General features: G+C 51.6%; 17 protein-coding genes. 7 read left to right on the forward strand and 10 right to left on the reverse strand.

Annotation, left to right across the window (positions count from 1 at the left end; genetic code table 11):
- Nucleotides 1-25: 25 nt before the first annotated feature.
- The gene (locus tag C3F13_07865; protein PWB53812.1) at nt 26-703 is read right to left on the reverse strand and encodes a hypothetical protein; all 678 of its coding nucleotides are present in this window, start codon (nt 701-703) and stop codon (nt 26-28) included.
- A gap of 70 nt (nt 704-773) precedes the next feature.
- Nucleotides 774-1,262: a deacylase gene (locus C3F13_07870; protein ID PWB53813.1), complete on the reverse strand. Its 489-nt coding sequence runs from the start codon at nt 1,260-1,262 to the stop codon at nt 774-776.
- A 111-nt stretch (nt 1,263-1,373) separates the two neighbouring features.
- Between C3F13_07870 and C3F13_07875 the strand changes: the two genes are divergently transcribed.
- Nucleotides 1,374-2,363, forward strand: coding sequence for a serine/threonine protein kinase (locus C3F13_07875; protein PWB53814.1), 990 nt, complete (start codon nt 1,374-1,376; stop codon nt 2,361-2,363).
- Nucleotides 2,364-2,421: 58 nt separating this feature from the next.
- Here C3F13_07875 and C3F13_07880 read toward each other — a convergent pair whose 3' ends face one another.
- Complete coding sequence (locus C3F13_07880; GenBank protein PWB53815.1) at nt 2,422-3,225, reverse strand: HAD family hydrolase; 804 nt, start codon at nt 3,223-3,225, stop codon at nt 2,422-2,424.
- Between the two features lie 263 nt (nt 3,226-3,488).
- Here C3F13_07880 and C3F13_07885 point away from each other — a divergent pair, with 263 nt between their 5' ends.
- The gene (locus C3F13_07885) at nt 3,489-4,703 is read left to right on the forward strand and encodes a hypothetical protein (GenBank protein ID PWB53816.1); all 1,215 of its coding nucleotides are present in this window, start codon (nt 3,489-3,491) and stop codon (nt 4,701-4,703) included.
- Nucleotides 4,696-5,631, forward strand: a complete 936-nt coding sequence (mvk, locus tag C3F13_07890; protein ID PWB53817.1) for a mevalonate kinase — start codon at nt 4,696-4,698, stop codon at nt 5,629-5,631. Before C3F13_07885 ends, mvk begins: the two co-directional genes overlap by 8 nt.
- A gap of 32 nt (nt 5,632-5,663) precedes the next feature.
- Here the strand turns inward: mvk and C3F13_07895 are convergent, their stop codons facing one another.
- From C3F13_07895 to C3F13_07915, 5 genes are read right to left on the reverse strand one after another with little or no spacing between them, the layout of a single operon-like run.
- Nucleotides 5,664-8,474: a hypothetical protein gene (locus tag C3F13_07895; GenBank protein PWB53818.1), complete on the reverse strand. Its 2,811-nt coding sequence runs from the start codon at nt 8,472-8,474 to the stop codon at nt 5,664-5,666.
- A gap of 33 nt (nt 8,475-8,507) precedes the next feature.
- A complete protein-coding gene (locus C3F13_07900) occupies nt 8,508-9,320 on the reverse strand; it encodes a hypothetical protein (protein PWB53819.1) in 813 nt (270 codons plus the stop codon).
- A 3-nt stretch (nt 9,321-9,323) separates the two neighbouring features.
- Nucleotides 9,324-10,283, reverse strand: coding sequence for a hypothetical protein (locus tag C3F13_07905; protein PWB53820.1), 960 nt, complete (start codon nt 10,281-10,283; stop codon nt 9,324-9,326).
- A 5-nt stretch (nt 10,284-10,288) separates the two neighbouring features.
- Nucleotides 10,289-11,068 (reverse strand): hypothetical protein, encoded by a 780-nt coding sequence (locus tag C3F13_07910; GenBank protein PWB53821.1) that lies wholly within the window; start codon nt 11,066-11,068, stop codon nt 10,289-10,291.
- Nucleotides 11,069-11,077: 9 nt separating this feature from the next.
- Nucleotides 11,078-12,412, reverse strand: coding sequence for an AAA family ATPase (locus tag C3F13_07915; protein ID PWB53822.1), 1,335 nt, complete (start codon nt 12,410-12,412; stop codon nt 11,078-11,080).
- A 126-nt stretch (nt 12,413-12,538) separates the two neighbouring features.
- Between C3F13_07915 and C3F13_07920 the strand changes: the two genes are divergently transcribed.
- Nucleotides 12,539-13,222 carry a glycosyl transferase gene (locus C3F13_07920; GenBank protein ID PWB53823.1) on the forward strand — a complete coding sequence of 228 codons (684 nt, stop codon included), beginning with the start codon at nt 12,539-12,541 and terminating at the stop codon, nt 13,220-13,222.
- A gap of 10 nt (nt 13,223-13,232) precedes the next feature.
- Here the strand turns inward: C3F13_07920 and recJ are convergent, their stop codons facing one another.
- Together recJ and C3F13_07930 are read right to left on the reverse strand one after the other, a co-directional pair.
- Entirely contained in the window at nt 13,233-14,930 is a 1,698-nt protein-coding gene (gene recJ, locus C3F13_07925; protein PWB53824.1) for a single-stranded-DNA-specific exonuclease RecJ, read from the reverse strand.
- Entirely contained in the window at nt 14,921-15,871 is a 951-nt protein-coding gene (locus tag C3F13_07930) for an ROK family protein (protein ID PWB53825.1), read from the reverse strand. The genes recJ and C3F13_07930 overlap by 10 nt, the downstream gene beginning before the upstream one ends.
- A 66-nt stretch (nt 15,872-15,937) precedes the next feature.
- Here C3F13_07930 and C3F13_07935 point away from each other — a divergent pair, with 66 nt between their 5' ends.
- The 3 genes from C3F13_07935 (at nt 15,938) to pgk (ending at nt 19,645) form a co-directional block, all read left to right on the forward strand.
- Entirely contained in the window at nt 15,938-17,272 is a 1,335-nt protein-coding gene (locus tag C3F13_07935) for a hypothetical protein (GenBank protein ID PWB53826.1), read from the forward strand.
- An 82-nt stretch (nt 17,273-17,354) separates the two neighbouring features.
- Entirely contained in the window at nt 17,355-18,410 is a 1,056-nt protein-coding gene (gene gap, locus C3F13_07940) for a type I glyceraldehyde-3-phosphate dehydrogenase (protein ID PWB53827.1), read from the forward strand.
- A gap of 59 nt (nt 18,411-18,469) precedes the next feature.
- Nucleotides 18,470-19,645 (forward strand): phosphoglycerate kinase, encoded by a 1,176-nt coding sequence (pgk, locus tag C3F13_07945; protein PWB53828.1) that lies wholly within the window; start codon nt 18,470-18,472, stop codon nt 19,643-19,645.
- Nucleotides 19,646-19,697: the final 52 nt, after the last annotated feature.

A 19,697-nucleotide genomic window follows, 5' to 3' on the forward strand; every position in this document is an offset into this window, starting at 1 on the left:
GGGCTGTTTGTCAGCCCCGATTTTTCTATGAAACAGGTGGGTTATCCAACCGAAGCCCGTGGCCGCGCACAGTGATAAGGAATTGATGTCTGTTGTCGATTGCTGCTAACCGGTCGCGCAGCCGGCGGACGAGGGCATCCAGGGCCTGCTCCGAGATTCCGACCGCATCTTCTTTTCCCCAGACTGCCTGGATCAATTCAACCCGGCTAACCACCCGACCTGGATTGTCGTATAGCACTTCCAGCAGCTGGTATTGTGATACAGAAAGGGGAGGCAGTAATTCAACGTCGCCAATCCACACCCGCCGCGCCCGTTTCTCAAGGCGGAGCCTGGTAGGTGCAGGAGCTGTTTCTGCCGGCTTTTGGCTTGAGAGCTCCAGAGGTATGGTGGAGTCAGAACTCATATAAACGAATTGCTGGGCGAGGGCGATCTGAATAACATCGCCATCTTGCAAGATCACCGGTTCGATCACCACCTGACCATTGACATGGGTTCCGTTTTTGCTGCCCAGGTCTTCAAGCTGGATACCTTGAGCCTGGGGGATGAACCTGGCATGGTAGCGGGATACCTGGCGATCCTGGATGATCACCGTGCATGAATCATCCCGCCCTACGATGACATCGCCTCTCAGCAACCATCGTTGACCATTTAATGGACCAGTTTGGGCAATCAGCAACGGGAAGTCTTCAGTCTCCAGTGCCATGGTCTTATCCTCGATTATTTACTCTGGAAACCCGCATATGATTAGTGAATGATTAATATACCATGATTTTTTATGGTAAAAAGACCGGTTTCTCGCGGTCCGTCAGATTAATCACGATAGCCTGGCTGGCTCTCACCAGGTTACCAGGGGTGATCAGGATTTCGTTTCCCCACACCCCAGCGCCAACTGCCAGGATGGGTTGGTTCAGCATGTCCAGATCCAGGAATGACCTGAAGCCTTCAGGCTGCCAGGAAAATGGAGGGATGGAGCCGACCCGGTAACCGGTTGTCTGGAGCACCATCTCAGGATTAGCCAGCTGGATATTTCGGGAGTCTGCAGCCTTTTTAAGATGTCCGGAGACCACGTTCTGATCGCCGCCCACCATGACCAAAATCCGTTCAGCCTTGTCCGTTTCAAAGATGAGGGTTTTGATCGCCTGGTGCTCGCTGATTCCAAGCACATTGGCTACTTGTGAAGCTCCTTTGGGTGTGGATATTGGAAAAATTGCCGTGGTGTACGGAATCGCCAGGTTATCCAGGAAGCGATGGGCAGGAAGCATAATATTATTATATCTGCTAATTCTGAGAATCAGCGTCGTTTACCAATCACCCATTCTTTCAGCAAGCAAAGGTATAATATCCTTATCCGGAACGCCACCGGATAAAAAAACATGCCGACGCCCCTTAAGACTGGAGAAGTCCTGAGAAGTCGCTATAAAATACGTCGGGTTATTGGGCACGGGGGCATGGGAAGCATATATCTTGCGGACGATCTCCGCCTGGAAGGGCGACAATGTGCGTTGAAAGAGGTCGAGCATGACCGCACATTACCGCAGGAAATTGTTCAACAGGCCCGCGAACAATTCCTCCGCGAAGCGACTGTTTTAGCGCGCCTGGATCATCCGAATCTACCCAAGGTTTCAGATTTCTTTTCAATAGGGCCACGCGATTACCTGGCGATGGATTTTGTGCCGGGGAATGATTTACGCACGCTAATGATGGAAGCGCGCCAGAAAGGCATGTTTTTACCTGAAGCGGAAGTCTTGTCGTGGGCCAGCCAGATTGCGGATGCCCTGAGTTATCTTCACAACCAGGCGCCCCCCATCCTGCACCGCGATATCAAGCCCAGCAACCTTAAAGTGACCCCAAGTGGATTGATCAAGCTGGTGGATTTTGGCCTGGTGAAAATCCTAGCCTCTGAAGAGATGACGATCACCATCCTGCAAGGACGCGGTACAGCGTTGTACACCCCACTGGAACAGTATGGTGGCGACACAGGCCACACCGATCGTCGCAGCGACGTGTATGCCTTCGGCGCGACCCTGTATCATTTACTTACCAACCAACCCCCATTGGAAGCGAGGGAGCGGTTCCTGCACCCTGAGAATCTGAGCCCACCCCGGCAGATCAATCCTGAAATCAGCGTTCGTACCGAAAAAGCCATACTATGGGCGATGAACCTGCATCCGGATGAGCGCCCGCAGGATATTGAAACCTTCCGCCAGGCCTTGATCGGGAATTGGACCCCACCTATCCATCCGACTAAAAAGCCTCAGCCGCCTTCGATCAGGTTGATCATCTCAAACACACGCGAGCAAGTGCTGCTTGGCGTGGCCGCGGCCTTGATTTTGTTCAGTTTGATCATCACCCTGGTGAAATAGAACAATCAGTCAGGTCATCCACAAAACTTGGGATGCTTACGTACACCGCAGGTAGACCTTAGGCATTCTCTGCTAACCAATCTGCCACGCCACCCAGGTTTTCGAAGACGTAATCTGGCTTAAAAGGGGAATCCTTGAGGTCTTCCAATTTTGTCTCCCCACTGAGCACCAGGACAGTGGTAATTCCGCTGGATTGCCCGAGGGCAATGTCAGTATATAACCGGTCTCCAATCATTGCCAGCCCTTCGACTGGCAGGTTCAGCTTTACTGCAGCTGCATCAACGATCATGCGGTTGGGTTTCCCCACCACCAGGTCTGGTAACCTGCGGGTAGAGGCATTCACGAAGGCAATCATGGCGCCCACATCCGGCATATAGCCACTTTCGGTTGGGCAATTGAAGTCGGGATGCGTGGCGATGTAGGGTAAACCCTGGCGAACAAAATCGCATAACGCCCATAATTTCTGGTAGGTCAGGGTAGTATCGAAACCCAGCACAACCAGCTGAGGATCGTGTTGCACCAGCTGAAAGCCGTGGTGGCGGAATTCTTCTTCCAGGGAGGGGGTTCCAACCAGGAAAAGCCGGGCTCCTGGATAGCGTCCTTGAAGATACAGGGCGGTGGCCTCTCCGGAGGTCAGCACTGCTTCTTCCGTGATCGGTAAGCCAAGCCGGTTGATCTTCTCAGCATACTGGCTGCGCTGCTTGGATGAATTATTGGTGAGGAAGAGGAATTCTTTGCGCTGCTGATGTAAAAGCTCTATGAATCGCAAGGCTCCTTCAAGCAAACGATCACCCAGGTAAAATGTGCCATCCATGTCAAGCAGAAAACCACGTGCCAGACTCAATTTGCGGCTATCATCCATGTTGAATACCTTTTTGTTGTTGTGTATGTATGACCTATTTGGCTCGCAAAGCAGTGTTTACTTGGTGCAATTACCCAGCGGCGGTCGGAATGCTACTGCCAGGCAAGATTTTACCACTTCCCGATAGGCTTTGAGTATTTGATTGCTGCAAGTAAGTTATGAGGATAATATTGGTATTTGTCCTGAGTGATTTTAGTCGTCTTGATTTTTATTCTCTCTGTGATATGATTCCTACGCTCAAGATCAAGTTTAGGAGATATAAATTGGATACTCTGATTAAAGCCATGGAACAGGCGATCCAAGAGCTAAAAGCATGGCCAGATAGGACCGTGCAGATCTTTCACCATAATGATTCAGACGGGCTCAGCTCAGGGGCTATCCTGACCCGTGCATTCGAAAGGCAGGGGTTCAAAGTCAGGCGATTCTGCCTGGAAAAACCTTACCCGGCGGTGCTTAAAAAAGTCTTTGAACAAGAAGGTGGATTGATCGTATTTGCAGATTTTGCCGGCCGGATCGCACCGTTGATCTCTGACTTGAATCGGGGGCGTAATCTGACCTTGATCCTCGATCATCATGTTGCCGAGGCTTCCACCGATCCACTAGTTCACAATCTCGATCCTGACCTGTATGGATTGAAAGGTGACCGGGACATCTCTGGCTCAACCACCTGCTATCTGTTTGCCCTGACGATGGATCCCTCAAATCGTGACCTGGCGTCCGTTGCTACCATCGGTGCGGTGGGAGATGGCTTTTTTGTGGATGGCAAGTTGGTTAGCCAAAACCGTGAGGCCGCCTTGGAAGCCGTCGGGCAAGGAAAGTTAAAGATACAGGAAACGGCAGATGGGGAGAAATACTTACTGACCACCGCGAAAGGCTCAATGGATTGCTTCGAAGTTGGTGATTATCTGGACCTGCTGGGGGGAGTCGGCTATTACCGCAATGGACCTGACGTGGGGATTGAGGTGTGTCTTGATGGGTTTAGCGCAGACTCCGACAGTATGGTCGATGAATTGAATAATATCCGCAAGAAAATCTTCGACGAAGAGATTGGAAGGCTTCGCTCTGGTGAGCTCATCCAGGCACCCCATATCCAATGGTTTCACGTGCAGCAACGCTTCTTCCCGATGGGCGTAAAGATGATCGGTGCATTCTGTGATGCGATCCGGGTGACGGATCTGATCGATCCACACAAATACCTGGCGGGCTTTCAGGTCATCCCTGATGAAATCCCTGGTTTTGGTACGATCAGGTTTAATGAAGTAAAGGTTTCAATGAGGGTCTCTCCGACCATGGAGGGAGAAATTAGAGCAGGGCGTGCGATCGGGCTTAATATCCTGTTGCCTGAAGCCACCACGATCCTTGGTGGGTTCTCAGACGCCTGCCACAGCCTGACTGCGGCTACCACTGTGGCGATCGGTAAGGAAGAACAGCTGATTGTTGAAATGGAAAAAATCATTGAAAGGACATCGCATGGGTAAAGGTACAGGTTTTGGAAAAACGATTTTAATTGGGGATCAATTCGTGCTTGAAGAGGTCCCGGCCATTGTCTCAGCTATCTCCTATGAAACTGAAACAATCGTCGAGCGGAGCACTGGATCCGGATGGACTTTGGAAGATAATCGCAACGAGGTTCCTGGCTACAAGGAAAAGAAAAAGGAACAACAGGTACGCTCGATTGATCGGATCCTAGAAGAGATGAAGATCGATATAAAAAGCTATCCGATCAAGATCACTATCGGTGGGACGTTATTGGCCGGTAGTGGTGTGGGTGCCAGTGCGGCCAGCTGTGTATCTCTGGCGCGGGCATTGAATGAAGAATTCAACCTGGGATATTCGATCGAAGCGATTAACCGGGTGGCGTGGCAGGGTGAGTTCCCTTACCATGGGGTAGCCAGTGGGGTAGATAACACTGCCTCGACCTACGGTGGGCTGCTCCAATTCCGTTTAATCAGTGGGCAGCAGCATTTCGAGCGGATCAAGACCCCAAAACCATTTGAGATCGTTTTAGCCAATAGTGGCATCACTGCCAATACCGCCCTGCTGGATGAAGTCAGCGATAAACAAAAACGGGAAGATCCAGGCTTATTTGCCTCACGAATGCAACTGATCACTGACCAATCGAATGAGATGAAACAGGCCCTTGAGGCTGGCAATTTAGCATCAGTCGGGCAGATCATGGTTACCAACCATAAGCTCCTGGTAGATATGGATTTTTCTCACCCGATTCTGGATTACCTGTGTACCCTGGCCATCGATAAAGGTGCCTGGGGTGCCAAAGTCACCGGTGGGGGTAGGGGTGGCTACATGGTTGCGCTGACTCCCGGGGAAAAACTCCAGGATAAGGTGGCCACAACCTTTGAAAAGGAAGGGTACAAAATCATTCGGGCTGTAATAGGTGGAAGCTAAAGCTAGCTAAGCGGATACCGATCGCATCAAATCTATACTGGCTTAATGTGGCGTAAATCCATCATCTGCCATAGCCACATCGCGCCAGCACCGATACCCGCTCCGAGCAATACGGTCAACAATACTCCCCACCCACCCATTTGGTTGATTAACGAGTCACTTCCGGGGAAATTAACCGCCAAATAAATATAAGCTAGCATACCACCGATAATGGGGAGAAGCGCACCTCTTACACCCCAGCGAAGACCGCTTTTAGAGTTGGAGAACCAGAAGTTCGCCCCGCTGATCAGAGCAGTCACGATCAGAGCGATCATCCAATCGCCGAATTTTACTTGCCCTTGGCTTTTGACGTTCGTGGGAACTGGCGTCTCTTGGGGAGTGGCTGTAACAGTGAAGGTGGGTTGCAAGGTTGGGGTTGACGAAGGCTGCTGTGTTGGGGTTTCCGGGACAGGCGTGGCTGTACCAGCTTCAGGCGGGATTTCGAAAGTTAAGACATCCGAGTTGACCGCCTGACCGCTCACAGCCCGGATGTTGATCTCCCCAGATTGATCGATGACGAAATTTGCCCTGGCGATACCTTGGGCTGTCTGTCCTTCTACGATTTGAGATGGGACATTCTCCCCGCTATGATAAAGGGAGAAGGTGACTACCGTCCCATCGGGTACCTGGTTACCATTATGATCCAGGATTACACCCGTCACCACTGAAATTGGAGTTCCTACAGTCATTGCTGTCGGGGTTGGCGCAGGTGTCTCAGGTCCTTCACTTATGGGAGTGAATGGTACATCCTGATACACGCGGATGACTTGATTTGGATCGGGCGAGGTAGCGATCAGGATCTCATAGCCGATCCCTGGAACAGACACAGGGAGATGACCCGAAGGTTGGATTTCGTGAAACAATATCCTGGCTGCAATTTCTATGAAGGAACTCGAGCGGCTATATAGCGCATAATATGCAGAAAGTTTGGAGATATCGGTTGAATCCAAGGCGTATGGTTCACTTAGGGCAAAGACGAGTAAACGCTTGCCTTGGAAAAGATCCGGACGGAGATCAAGAAACTGGCGTAAGGCGAGCGATACCGGATTATCGTTGGATACCGTATCCATGGCGAATACGATCCAATCCGCAGCCCGCAGGTCATTTTCGATCTGCATCTGGCCGATACCGCTATTGAGCATGTCAGTCAGGTCTTGAAACGAGTAGGAAAACAGATTACTGGGGATTACTTGGCCACTTGTGCTATACAACCGGATCACCGCGTTTTTCAGTGCATCAACGCTCAATGTGTATTGCTGCTGGCAATTCGTACATTGCTGGTACACCCGCGTATCACTGATGAACACGATGTTATCTTCACGTGAAGGGGGTAATGGGATGGCATTGCTCAATTCCTCTGGTGAAGGGCTGATCAGGGTGGCTGCTTGCTGAGCTACACTGAAGGTGACCTGTGAAGAAATCCCAATGGAATTCAAAGCGTCTGTGCTGGGTAGCGTCGATGCAACTGAGAAGGAATTGTTATACAGCTTGTATTTCAGTTTTAATATTAGAAGCACCGATTGGTCAACGCGCTGGGCAAAGGCAGTGTCTTCCCGGTATTTTTGGGCGAAGAATTCAAGTGTGCGAATATACGATGTGTACACATCTTCATCCCCGCTGGAAAGGAAGTTATCCAGATACAGTAAGTCGTTCCCAGCCAGGAAGGCATCACGTGCTACCAGCGGGCCATTAAAGGTTTGACCGCTTGGATCGTAGAAGCGCCTGACGGCACGGCTGCCAAGGTTATCGCTGATCATCACCCCACCCGTCTGTCTCCAGGTGCTAAATTCTGGAAGGGAGATCAGCTGTGAGAACGCCTGGGGATCGAAACTCACCGGACGGGTAGTGGCACGGATGTTCCCTTGAAATCCCTGGTAGCGGATATGAGACACGATCAACGCGTCTGTCATGGATAAGGTATCGGGTGCGTCACCGGTAACCGCGAAAAACGGAGCCAAATCGATCTGCTTCAGCTGTTCCAGGGAAGATAGGACTGTGGCGACCTCTTCTTCGGGGAGGCGATCCGATCCACCGAAACCGGGGAAATGCTTGGCGGCGACAACCATCTTTCCATTGCTGCCTTCATGCACTCCAGCTATGTAAGCCTGCCCTAACTCACCCACCCAAAAGGGATCGCCTCCGAACGTCCTGACGCCCAGGTCACCACCACTATCGGAAGTCGGGACTTCCAGAACATCAAGAGACGGACCGAGCAGTAAGTTAAAGCCCAAGCCAGCCAACTCTTTTCCCAGTACATTTCCAACCTGGCGGCTCAGCTCGGTGCGCCAGGTTGCGCCGAGTGCCATTTGGCTGGGTAGAGGCGTCCTACCACTGAGGATTTGGTCATATGGATAACCGTCGCCTTCCTGGGAAATCCCGATGAGCAACGGAATATAAGCTGGGGTGAACGTTTCGTTGGTATCAGGGTTCAATTGGGTGGATTGTGAGGCGCTGTACTCGTCCCTCTGTAGCTGGTCTGTCAGGCTTTGGGCGATGGGTAAGGTCTGGTCAGTCCCGACGAAATTATCATTGCTGAGTGACAGGATCACGCCCCCGACATGATAATTAACGATCAATTCGTAGATTTTTTCGCCGGTGGTGGAAGCACTGGCGGCTTCAGGACCAGTGAAAGTCACCAGGAAAAGCTGACCTACCCGTTCTTCAGGGGTCAGCCGATTTAGCATGGCCTGGGCAAGCTCATCCGCAGTGGTTTGGTAAGAAAGCGAGGCTTGTCCGACCGAGCCAGGTACGATCAGGCTCAGGATAAAAACTATGGCGATTAATTTACGCAATCCTGATTGCATTCTTGACTTTAATAACGCTTTCTCTCTATCAGGTCAGGTTATCTTCTCAGCTTGTATGATTTGGTGCAATAACTCACGACGTGCAGGACCGCTCAGCGTTTCAAGGCGACGGATGTTTAGCGGATCGATCTCATCACGGAGTAAACGAATTTCCTGCTCGGAAGGGGTAGGAGTTTCTTGTAGATCGGGGGCTACAACCAGCGGGAACCCTGTATGAGCCTGTATATTTTGCAATGTCACACCGTGATGGTACGAGATTAATCTCAGGCGACCTGCCTCAAAATCAAACTGCCCGAGGTCGGAGATAAGCCAACGAGGACCACTGCCATGTCTGCGCGCGGAATTATGCCCGAGTCCAGCACAAAAGTCAAGCTGGGTTACGAACGTAACCCTCGAGTGCCGGGGGACATACAACATAATGTCATTTAAATATGTGGTTACATCAGGGATACCGCCCGTACCGGGCAACCGTAAACGAGGATGGTGATAATCCTTACCCATAGCGATATTGTTAAAGTTACCCCAGGGATCGATTTGGGCAGGACGGAAAAATTCGAGAGGCTGCAAGGTTGGCAGGACTTCACTCACTGCCCGGGCAAATCCAATATTCACCAAGGCACGGTCTAGCCACAGGCGCTCCACCTGGCTGAGGCTCATCGGAGCAGGCTGGCGGCAGATACCCTGCCCTATGGCAGATGAAAAATACAGGTTAGGTGCATGCGTGCGGCGAGCGAGCAGATAGGCAGCTGCCACCAAAGGCGTAGCAATCCCTTGAGCAACCAATTCTCCATCCCGCACCTGGCGAGACATACAAACGACCATGTATTCATCAGGTGTGATGTCCATGAGTTATTCCATCCGCACTGAACCGGATTCATAGATGATCTTTGTGAAGTCATCCGGCTCAATATTACCACCGGTGATCACCACCAAAGCAGGCCGAGAGGATACTTTCTGGGAAAGCACCGCTGCCAGGGAGGCAGCTCCGGAACCTTCAATACGTTCATGATATGTATTCCAGGCATAGTTGATGGCATCGCGGATCTCAGCCTCAGTCACCAGGATGAAATCAGTTACGACGTTCTTCACGATTGGAATGGTGACTGAGCCTTCTTCCACTGGGCCGGCTAAACCGTCAGCGAGGCTGGGGAGCTCATCCACTCCTTTTTGGGTATTGTGATGGTAGATTTCATAGAGAAAGGGGGATGCCACTGATTGGACTGCTACCAGATTTGTGGCAGGTTGCTGCATCTGAAGAACACAACCGATCCCGGATACCAACCCGCCTCCACCTGCAGGCACGAGCCAGGTAAGTGGGGAGGGGTCGAGATGCTCCTGTAGGATTTCTATAGCTAGGGTCCCCTGGCCAGCGATGATCATCCCATCATTGTAGGGTGACACCCAGGTAGCTCTGCTTTCCCGGGCATACTCTATGCCGGCTTTTTCAGCTTCACCATAGCCACCTTCCACCAGGTGGACTTTGGCACCCAGCGCTTGCATCGCCCTGACCTTATTTGGCAAGGCATGGTTTGAAGCAAAAATCGTCACAGAAGCCTGACGTAGTTTTGCAGCCAGGGCAACGCCCTGACCGTGGTTCCCTGCGGATGCGGTCACAAGCCCCTGCATAATTTTCCAATCCTGTAACGCCAGGATTTTATTGAGCGCGCCGCGAGCTTTAAACGATCCGGTCGCCTGGTGATTTTCCCATTTCAGGTAAATCTGGTGCCCTGCATCGTACGTCAGCGGTGTTTTGTGGATATACGGGTGTATCCGCTCAGAAGCTTGCTCGATCCATGTGTAGGGAATCATGGTTTTCAGAATTGCTCACCCGCCAATACTCTTTGAGCTAACAATGGGTCGGGGGTAAATATGCCATCCACACCTAAATCGAACAGTTTTCGCATCCGATTAGGATCGGTGACCGTGTAAGCATGCACCCGGCTTTTCGCGCGGTGGAGCATGGCTAAGATATCCAGGCTGATGTCTTCGTGGTTTGGATGCAAGGCCAGCAGCGGGCCAAAGTGGATCATCTGGAAACGCACGGAAGCATCAGCAAAACCCAGGAAGGTTAGTAATCCAAGGGGTATCTTTGGCAATGCCCTGCGTGCCCTGATCAATGCGATCATGTTGAACGATGAAAACATGACTCGCTCATCCAGGTTGAATTTTTTTACCAGTTCCACCACTCTTTCAGGCAGTTCATCTATTGGAGAAGAGTAATTGGTCAATTCCACATTGATGAAAATCTTCTGGCCCACTTCTTCAAAAACCTGCTCCAGGCTGGGAACGATTTGTGGTTGAAAATGAGGGGGGTGCTTCGAGCCAGCATCCAGGTTTTGCAGCTCTGCCAGGGTCAGTGATTTAACCCTGCCAGTGCCATTCGTGGTACGGTCGACCGTATCATCGTGCATCACCACCACCTGGTTATCTGCGCTGAGCTTGGCATCCAGCTCGATGGCGTCGGCGTGTTGCTCAACTGCCTGCTTGAAGGCCGCCAATGTGTTCTCTGGTGCGTACGCACTACCGCCGCGATGTGCAAATATCACCGGTTTCTTATAATCGGCAAATAAAGAAAGTAAGGTAGATACGGACATAAAAGTGGTTTATAGCTCCACGAAATAAGCACTCGCCGCCCGGTCGATAAGATCACGGGTCATGGACGGTTCTACCGATAAATAGCGGGCGATATCCAGGATTTGGTCGCATAGATCGCGTGGATGGGAGCCGCGCAGCTTGCGGGCGCGCTTGATGTACCATTCCTGGAGCAGGTATGCCAGACCTTCATCATTATATTGGACACCCTTGGCTGCTGCAACCCTGGAGAAGATCTCGCGATATTCATCAAATGTCGGATCACCCACTTCAATCTTATGGCGTAGACGGCGCAGGAAGGCTTCGTCCACCAGGTCGCGCGGCGGGAGATTGGTTGAGAAAACGACCAGCACATCGAAGGGTACTTCGATCTTCCGGCCCGTGTTCAAGGTCATGAAATCTATGCGGTTTTCTAGCGGCACGATCCAGCGGTTAAGTAAATCGCGCGGACGTACGAGCTGCCTGCCAAAATCATCAATCAGCAGGATGCCGCCGTTGGCCTTCATCTGGAATGGAGCCTCGTAAAATTTGTGCACATTATCAAAGACCAGGTCTAACCCTGACAGAGTCAGCTCTCCACCGGTGACAATGAACGGCCGGCGGATGCGTATCCAGCGTAAGTCTTTCCGCCCGGTCATCTTCCCACCAGCCGCTCCACTCGAAGCAGCAGATTCATCAGGTGACAGCTGGTGATTTACCGAATCGTATATTTTTATGACCTGGCCATCGATATATATGGCATATGGGATATACATGCTTTCGTGAAGGATCATATTCCCGATTGCCCTGGCCACGCTTGTCTTGCCGTTTCCAGGCGGCCCGTACATGAAGATCGAGGTACCTGAGTTGACAGCTGGCCCGATACGCTGCAAGGTCGTGTCAGGCAGTACCAGGTGAGAGAGCCCCTGATGCAACATGCGGTTGGATACGGTCGGGCGACCTTGGGCCTGGCGCAGCACCGATTCATTGTATTCCTGGATAGGCACCGGCGCAGGTCCAGCATATTGGCTGCGTTCCATGGCTTCCCTTGCCCGGTCTGCCCCTGCCATGGTGATTGCATACAGGTATGCCCCTTCACCTAAACCTATTTGGGAGGCTTTGACTTCAACAAATTTATCGCGTTTCAAATTTTCCAGGAGCTGGTCGATGATCCCCGTGAACGGCAACGCCATTTCCTCGGCAATCTTATAACCTGTCATATAGCCTTGGAAATAGAGAATTTTCAGCGCCAGGTCCTGAAGCCAGAGGGTCGAGAGCCCTGTATCCTCGATATTTTCTAGAATTGAAGGGTTGAAAACGCCACTCGCGGTCCCCATCATTGGTTTGGCACGTGTTGAAGTATCCATGGTCCAACCTCCATATAAAATGGCTTTTATCAGGTATCAAGGATGATTATAGCATGCTGGACTGTTTTGGAAAGTTATAAGTCTCTCAATTATCAGTTAAAATTAAGCTAAAGCGCAGGAGATGCAATGAAATTTTCAGTGATTATCCCAGAATATAACGAAGAGAAAACAATCCAGGAGATAATCCGGCGGGTCAAAGCTACCGGTTTGGTGGACGAGATCCTGGTCATCGACGACGGCTCGACCGATGGAAGCCGAGAAATCCTTAAAACCCTGGTTGAACAGGGGGAGATCAGGCTTATCACCCATGCGCGCAACCTGGGTAAAGGCCGGGCTGTGCGTGATGGGATCGAAAATGCCAGCGGTGATCTAATCATCATCCAGGACGCTGACCTTGAATATGATCCGCGTGAGTATCCCCATTTACTAAAACCGGTTCAGGAGGGAATTGCCGACATCGTTTATGGTTCGCGTTTCCTTGGGGCAGGGCGCAGGCCTGTTTTATTTTGGAATATGGTGGCCAACAGGATATTAACCTTCATCACCAATATCCTTTACAATAATATCCTGACCGATATGGAAACTGGATATAAACTCTTCCGCCGTGAGGTGGTTAAAGATATTCCGCTGCATGCCCATGGATTTGAGTTCGAGCCTGAATTTACAGCCAAGATTCTCAAGCGAAAAATTCGCTTATATGAAGTACCCATTGAGTTTAACCCGCGCGATTACAACGAGGGGAAAAAGATCAAGATGCGTGATGCTTTTATTGCCGTGTGGACCCTGCTCAAATATCGGTTTGTTGATTAATCGCGGGAGCTTACCCCTGAGTGGCCCGGATATCTTTTACATTAAGTTGCAGCGATACCTGGCCATTAAATTCATTGACCTCGAAAGTATACATTAAGTCAACCCTGGGAGGCAGCTGGGCGATCCAGTGCCCTTGCCTGAAGGCGATTGCATCGAAGGTTATCCGGTCGTCGGTGACCACCATTTTTAAATGGGCGTTATCGGTACCGATGGCCTTTTGACGGACCACACGCAAGTCTCTGGACATGAATATCGGCGCTGGATTTCCCATGCCTGTAGGTTGGAGCCATCCGGTGTACTTGAGCAGCTCAGGCCTGAGCTCGGATAATGGGATCTCGAGCTCAGCGGTAATCTTTGGGCGCAGGTCCAGATCACCCAGCTGTTCAAAAGCAATCGCGCGCAGCCGTTCGATCAAAGTTTGCAGCAGATCGTTGCGTACGGTGAAGCCGGCAGCCGCAGCATGGCCACCATGATGCTCTAGAAGTTCCTTGCATTGATCCAGGGCATTGGTGATGTGAAACTCCGGGATGCTGCGGCAGGACGCGCGGGTGTAATCCTCGCCAAAGTGGGCGATGATCGACGGGCGATAATATTGCTCGGTGAGTCTTGAGGCTGCCAGGCCAACCACGCCTGGATTGTATTCCGCATCAGCTGCAAAAAGGAGCAGCGGGATCTGTTCATCAGTGATGATTTGTGCTTCAGCCTTAGCCTGGATTTCGCGCGTGATCTTTTGCCGCTCACGGTTTTGGATTTCCAGCCATTGCGCCAGCTGACCTGCTTGTTGAGGGTCCTGGGCGGTGAGCAGGTGCAGAGATGCCAGGGCTGATTCAAGCCTGCCCGAGGCATTTAGCCTGGGTGCCAGCATGAAGCTGATATCACCGGTCGTGATCCGGGCGGGTATCAACCCAGAAACGCCGATGAGTGCCATCATCCCCTGGCGGATGGGTTGGCGGATCAGCTCCAGCCCTGATCTGACCAGGGCTCGATTTTCGCCGGTCAACGGGACCAGGTCGGCGACTGTCCCCAGGGCAACCAGGTCGAGATAATCATTCGCGTGCAAGGCAGGGTATTGGCCTGATAACGCTAATGCTTCCACAAGTTTATACGCCAGGCCCACACCCGAGAGATTTTTCTCCGGGTAAACATCCCCGGATTGCTTTGGATTGACCACCGCAAATGCGGGAGGCAGCTCATCCAGTGGATGATGGTGGTCGGTGATGATCAAATCAAGGCCGAGAGAACGTGCATATTCTGCTTCATCCCACGAACGGATACCGCAATCCACGGTGATTACCAGGCGTGCCCCCTTGTCAGATAGGCTGCGGATCGCCTCAAGGTTCAGGCCATATCCCTCATCGAAACGGTTCGGGATATATTCTTCCACATCTGCCCCGAGTGATCTTAATGCCAACGTCAAAAGGGCAGTGGCTGTAACCCCGTCGGCATCATAATCACCATAGACGATGATCTTCTCCTGATGTTGAATGGCATAGCTTATGCGCTCTGCAGCTTTGGGCACATCGAGCATATTCGCAGGCTCGCAGCCGGGTGGAGCCTGGGCCTCTAAATAGATACGTGCCTCTTCATGAGTTGTATAGCTGCGGTTAAATAATAACTGGCGTAGTATCGGGGGATACCCGCTCAACTCCTGATCGACATCATGCGGGAGTACAGGAGCCACCTCCCATCGCTTGGTGATTATGGGCATGGCGTTGGTTCGTCCAGTTTTTCAGCAAGAGCCAGGGCACCCATTAAGCCTACATCGTCGCCCAGGGAAGCGGTGGTCAAGATCAGGTTCTCAATATACTTTTGAGACAAGACATGCTCTTGCATGGCTTTGCGTAACGGCCCAAAGAATATCTCACCACTCATTGAAACCCCACCCCCAATGATCACGATACTGGGGTTAAATATGTGGAGGTAATCTGCGACGGCAATCCCCATATAGCAGCCTGCCCGTGCAAGGGCTGATTTGGCAAGCTCGTCCCCCTGGCTAGCTGCCTCCGAGATATCCTTGGCCGTAATCGGATGCTTGACGGTCAGGCTAGATGGCACACCCTTGGTTATTTCCTGCTCCACCCAGCGTGCGATCGCTGGGCCGGAGCTGACAGCTTCCAGGTGCCCATGCTGCCCACAACTACATAAGGGTCCATCAGGGATGACAGTGACGTGGCCGAGCTCGGCGGCTAGGCCATGTACACCGAGCAGTAATTGATTATCGATGATCACGCCGCCGCCGATGCCAGTGCTGACCGTAAAATAAATCAAGTTCTTGTGACCGATACCGGCTCCGAATCGCCATTCACCCAGGGCAGCTAGGTTGGCATCATTGCCAATGGCGACTGGCACACCGAATCGCTCCTCTACCAGCTTCTTGAGTGGCAGGTTTGTCCAGCCAGGGATGTTGGGTGCCTCAAAGACGATCCCCTCATATGGGTCGGTTGGACCTGGAGCTGCAATGGTGATGGCTGCGATTTCATCACCCTCAGGGGCGATGGCAGCGATCAGATTAATGAGCCGTTCATGCGGAGTACCTGGTTCCTTGGTGCTGATCTTTTTTACATCAATTGGTTTTTGGCTATCAACCGGAATGCAGGCAGTCCGTATGTGAGTTCCCCCAACATCTGCAACAATGAAATTTCGACCCATGTTTCACAGTATAGCATAATTTATTGTTGACGAGATGCCTAAAGACTGCTATCATCAAGGGTTGGTATGAGCAAGGCTAAAACGGGCAATCAAAAAAAGACCTGGAAACGGGTCAATAATCCTCTCGGTTGGTTGGTTCCAGGTTTGGGGGTAAAGCGGTGGATGCTGATCATCCTCCTTGGTATTACACTATTAGCCGTTGGTCTGGCATTCTTGCTGTTGGAAGTTTACCGCACCGCTCCCGATACCTGGTGGCTTCCGATATTATCTACTGCATCACTGCGTGCCCTTAGCCGCCCGGTGCGTGTGCTGATCTTCGGGGGGATTGGGGTTGGATTGCTTCTGCTAGGGATATGGGGCATCAACCGCTCGCTATTGGCACCTTACCGCCGGTCAGGAAAACCTATGCTGGATGAGCTCACCGACCACCGAAGAAAAGAACGCGGGCCGCGCATCGTTGCCATTGGGGGCGGGCACGGCCTGGCCACCCTGTTACGCGGATTGAAGAGCCATAGCTACAACATTACTGCAGTGGTGACCGTCGCGGATGATGGTGGTTCTTCGGGCAGGATCAGGCGAGCCAAGGGTATCCCGCCTCCGGGTGATATCCGCAACTGCCTGGCTGCCCTGTCGAGCGATGAAGCGCTGATGACCCAACTGTTTCAATACCGCTTCACCGATACCAGTGATGAGCTAAATGGACATCCTTTTGGGAACCTGTTCATCAGTGCCCTGTCAGAAATCACGGGCAGTTTTGAAGAAGCAGTGGTTGAATCCGGTAAAGTTTTGGCAGTTCAGGGCAAAGTAATTCCTGCTACGTTGCATGATGTCCGTCTGGTTGCCGACGTTCAGCTCCCTCATAACATTGGCGAAGTAAGGGTGGAAGGTGAAAGCTCCATCCCCACATTCCCCGGGGACGTACGGCGGGTATGGTTGGAACCCAATAACCCGGCTGCATATCCGCTGGCTATCCAGGCTATCCTTGCGGCAGAGCTGATTGTGGTTGGACCGGGAAGCCTGTTTACCAGCATTCTGCCTAATTTACTTGTCCCAGATATTGCAGCCGCCATCCGGGCCAGCCGGGCGTTAAAGATTTATGTGTGTAATGTGGCAACGCAACTGGGCGAAACTGAAGGCTATAGCTGTGAAGATCATGTTAAAGTAATCAGTGACCATGTTGGGACGACGCTTTTCGATCTTGTGGTCACGAATGATAATTTTGAGGCACAATTACCTCCCGGCACAGATTGGGTGAAAACCACACCGGAGCAAGAATTGGAGGTGCCCATCTATCGGGCAAATTTTGCTGACACGATCCAACCCTGGCGGCATGATTCATCCAAATTAGCCAGAACGTTGGTCGACCTGTATCAAGAACGAACAGGACCTTTGGTAGAATAATCAACGAATATTTTCTATGGGTAAATCACAGGAGCCTGACCGAAAGGCATGCTGCTGAATAATATTTCGGATGGAGGAAAAAATGACAACAAAAGTAGGAATCAATGGTTTTGGACGGATTGGCCGCCAGGTATTGAAGGCAATCCGTGATTATCATCCAGACACATTGGAAGTGGTGGCATTTAATGACATTGGTGACCTGAAAACCATGGCTCATCTGTTGAAATATGACAGTAATTATGGGCGATTTGACGGCACTGTTGAAGTTAAGGATGATTCGCTGTTCGTGGATGGCAAGGAAGTCAAGGTATTCAAGGAAACCGACCCATCGAACATCCCCTGGGGCTCATTAGGTGTGGATATCGTAGTTGAAAGCACCGGACTGTTCACCATCAAGAGCGATGGGGTAAATAAAAAAGGCAAGACTGTTAAGGGTGCGGAGAACCATATCACCAAGGGTGGCGCTAAAAAGGTTATCATTTCAGCACCTGCTGAAGGGGAAGACCTGACAGTTGTTTTAGGCGTGAATGATGCCATGTACGATCCCAAGATCCACCATGTAATCTCGAACGCATCCTGCACTACCAATGGGCTGGCGCCAGCAGTGAAAGTAGTCCATGATAAGTATAGGATCGTGCGCGGGTTCATGACCACTGTGCATGCCTACACCAACGATCAGAAGATCCTGGACCTGCCCCATAGCGACCTGCGCCGAGCGCGCGCAGCTGCATTGAGCATCATTCCCACCACTACCGGCGCAGCTAAAGCGATCAGCCTGGTGATCCCTGACTTGAAAGGCAAGATGGATGGCTATGCACTACGCGTCCCGACTCCCACAGTCTCAGTGATTGACTTAACCGTCGAGCTCGAAAATAGCACGACCACGGATGAGCTACGCCAGTCATTCCGTGATGCTGCGGCGGGTCCACTGAAGGGCATCCTGCAGGCAGTTGACGAGCCATTGGTCAGTATCGATTTCAAGGGCGATCCTCACAGCTCTTCCGTCGATCTACCCTTCACTTTGGTACTAGGCAAGGAAAGGAATAATTTCGCCAAGATCGTCGCCTGGTATGATAACGAATGGGGTTATTCTGTTCGCACTGCTGATTTAGCTGCATTACTCGCTAAATCCCTGTAGACCAAACTCTAGAAGCGGATGGCTGACCGCCATCCGCTTCCTGTATATATGGAGGGAATATGTTCAATAAGAAATCCATTACAGATGTCGATATAAAAGGAAAAAAGGTGCTGGTACGGGTAGATTACAACGTGCCCATCAAGGATGGTAAGGTAACCGACGACACCCGTATCGTGGCTGCCATGCCAACCGTTAATTATTTGTTGGAACACGGTGCTGCAGTGATCCTCTTTTCCCACCTGGGTCGCCCCAAGGGTGGACCCGATCCAAAATTTTCCTTGCGCCCTGTCGCAGCTTATTTAAGCGGATTGCTGGGGAAGCCGGTGGCCTTTGCCGAGGATTGCGTTGGCCCAGCTGCCGAGGCAGCCGCCAAAGCCCTCAAACCCGGTGAGATATTAGTGCTGGAAAATACCCGCTTCCATCCTGAAGAAGAGAAAAATGATCCCGAGTTAGCCCGCAAGATGGCCTCCCTGGCGGACATTTACGTCAATGATGCCTTCGGGTCAGCTCACCGGGCCCATTCTTCCACGGAAGGTGTGGCCCACTATCTTCCAGCCGTGGCGGGTTTTCTGATGGAGAAAGAAATTCAATACCTGGGGCAGGCAATTGCAGACCCGAAGCGACCATTTGTTGCCATCCTGGGCGGGGCAAAGATCAGCGATAAGATCGGAGTGATCCGCAACCTGCTGACCAAGGCTGACCAGATCTTGATTGGCGGTGGCATGGCCAATACATTCTTTAAAGCCCAGGGTTATCCCATTGGCGATTCCTTATGCGAGGATGAAGCTTTAGATACTGCGCGCGAGCTGCTCAAATCGGGTGCTACCCACCTGCGGTTACCCGTGGATGTAGTTATTGCAGACAAGTATGATGCCGAGGCTGAAATGAAGGTCATTGCCATGGGGCCAGTTCCCGATGGTTGGCGCATCCTCGATATTGGGCCGAGCACAGTTGCCAATTTTGGCAAGGCAATTTCCACTGCTGGCACGATCGTTTGGAATGGTCCCATGGGAGTATTTGAATTCCCACGTTTTGCAGAGGGAACCATCGGGGTTGCCAAGGCTGTAGCTGCCAGCAAGGCTGTCTCGGTGATCGGTGGGGGTGACTCAGTTTCCGCGGTCAATCAAGCAGGCCTTGCGGATAAAATCACCCACATCTCGACCGGCGGCGGTGCTTCGCTAGAAATGCTGGAAGGCATCGAGCTGCCAGGCCTGGCTGCGCTACAGGACAAATAACGATAAATCAGCATTTCCCAAAACCCAATTGGGGATGGAAGAAATGCTGATT

Source organism: Anaerolineales bacterium, from assembly GCA_003105035.1.
Classification (GTDB): Bacteria; Chloroflexota; Anaerolineae; order Anaerolineales; family UBA4823; genus FEB-25.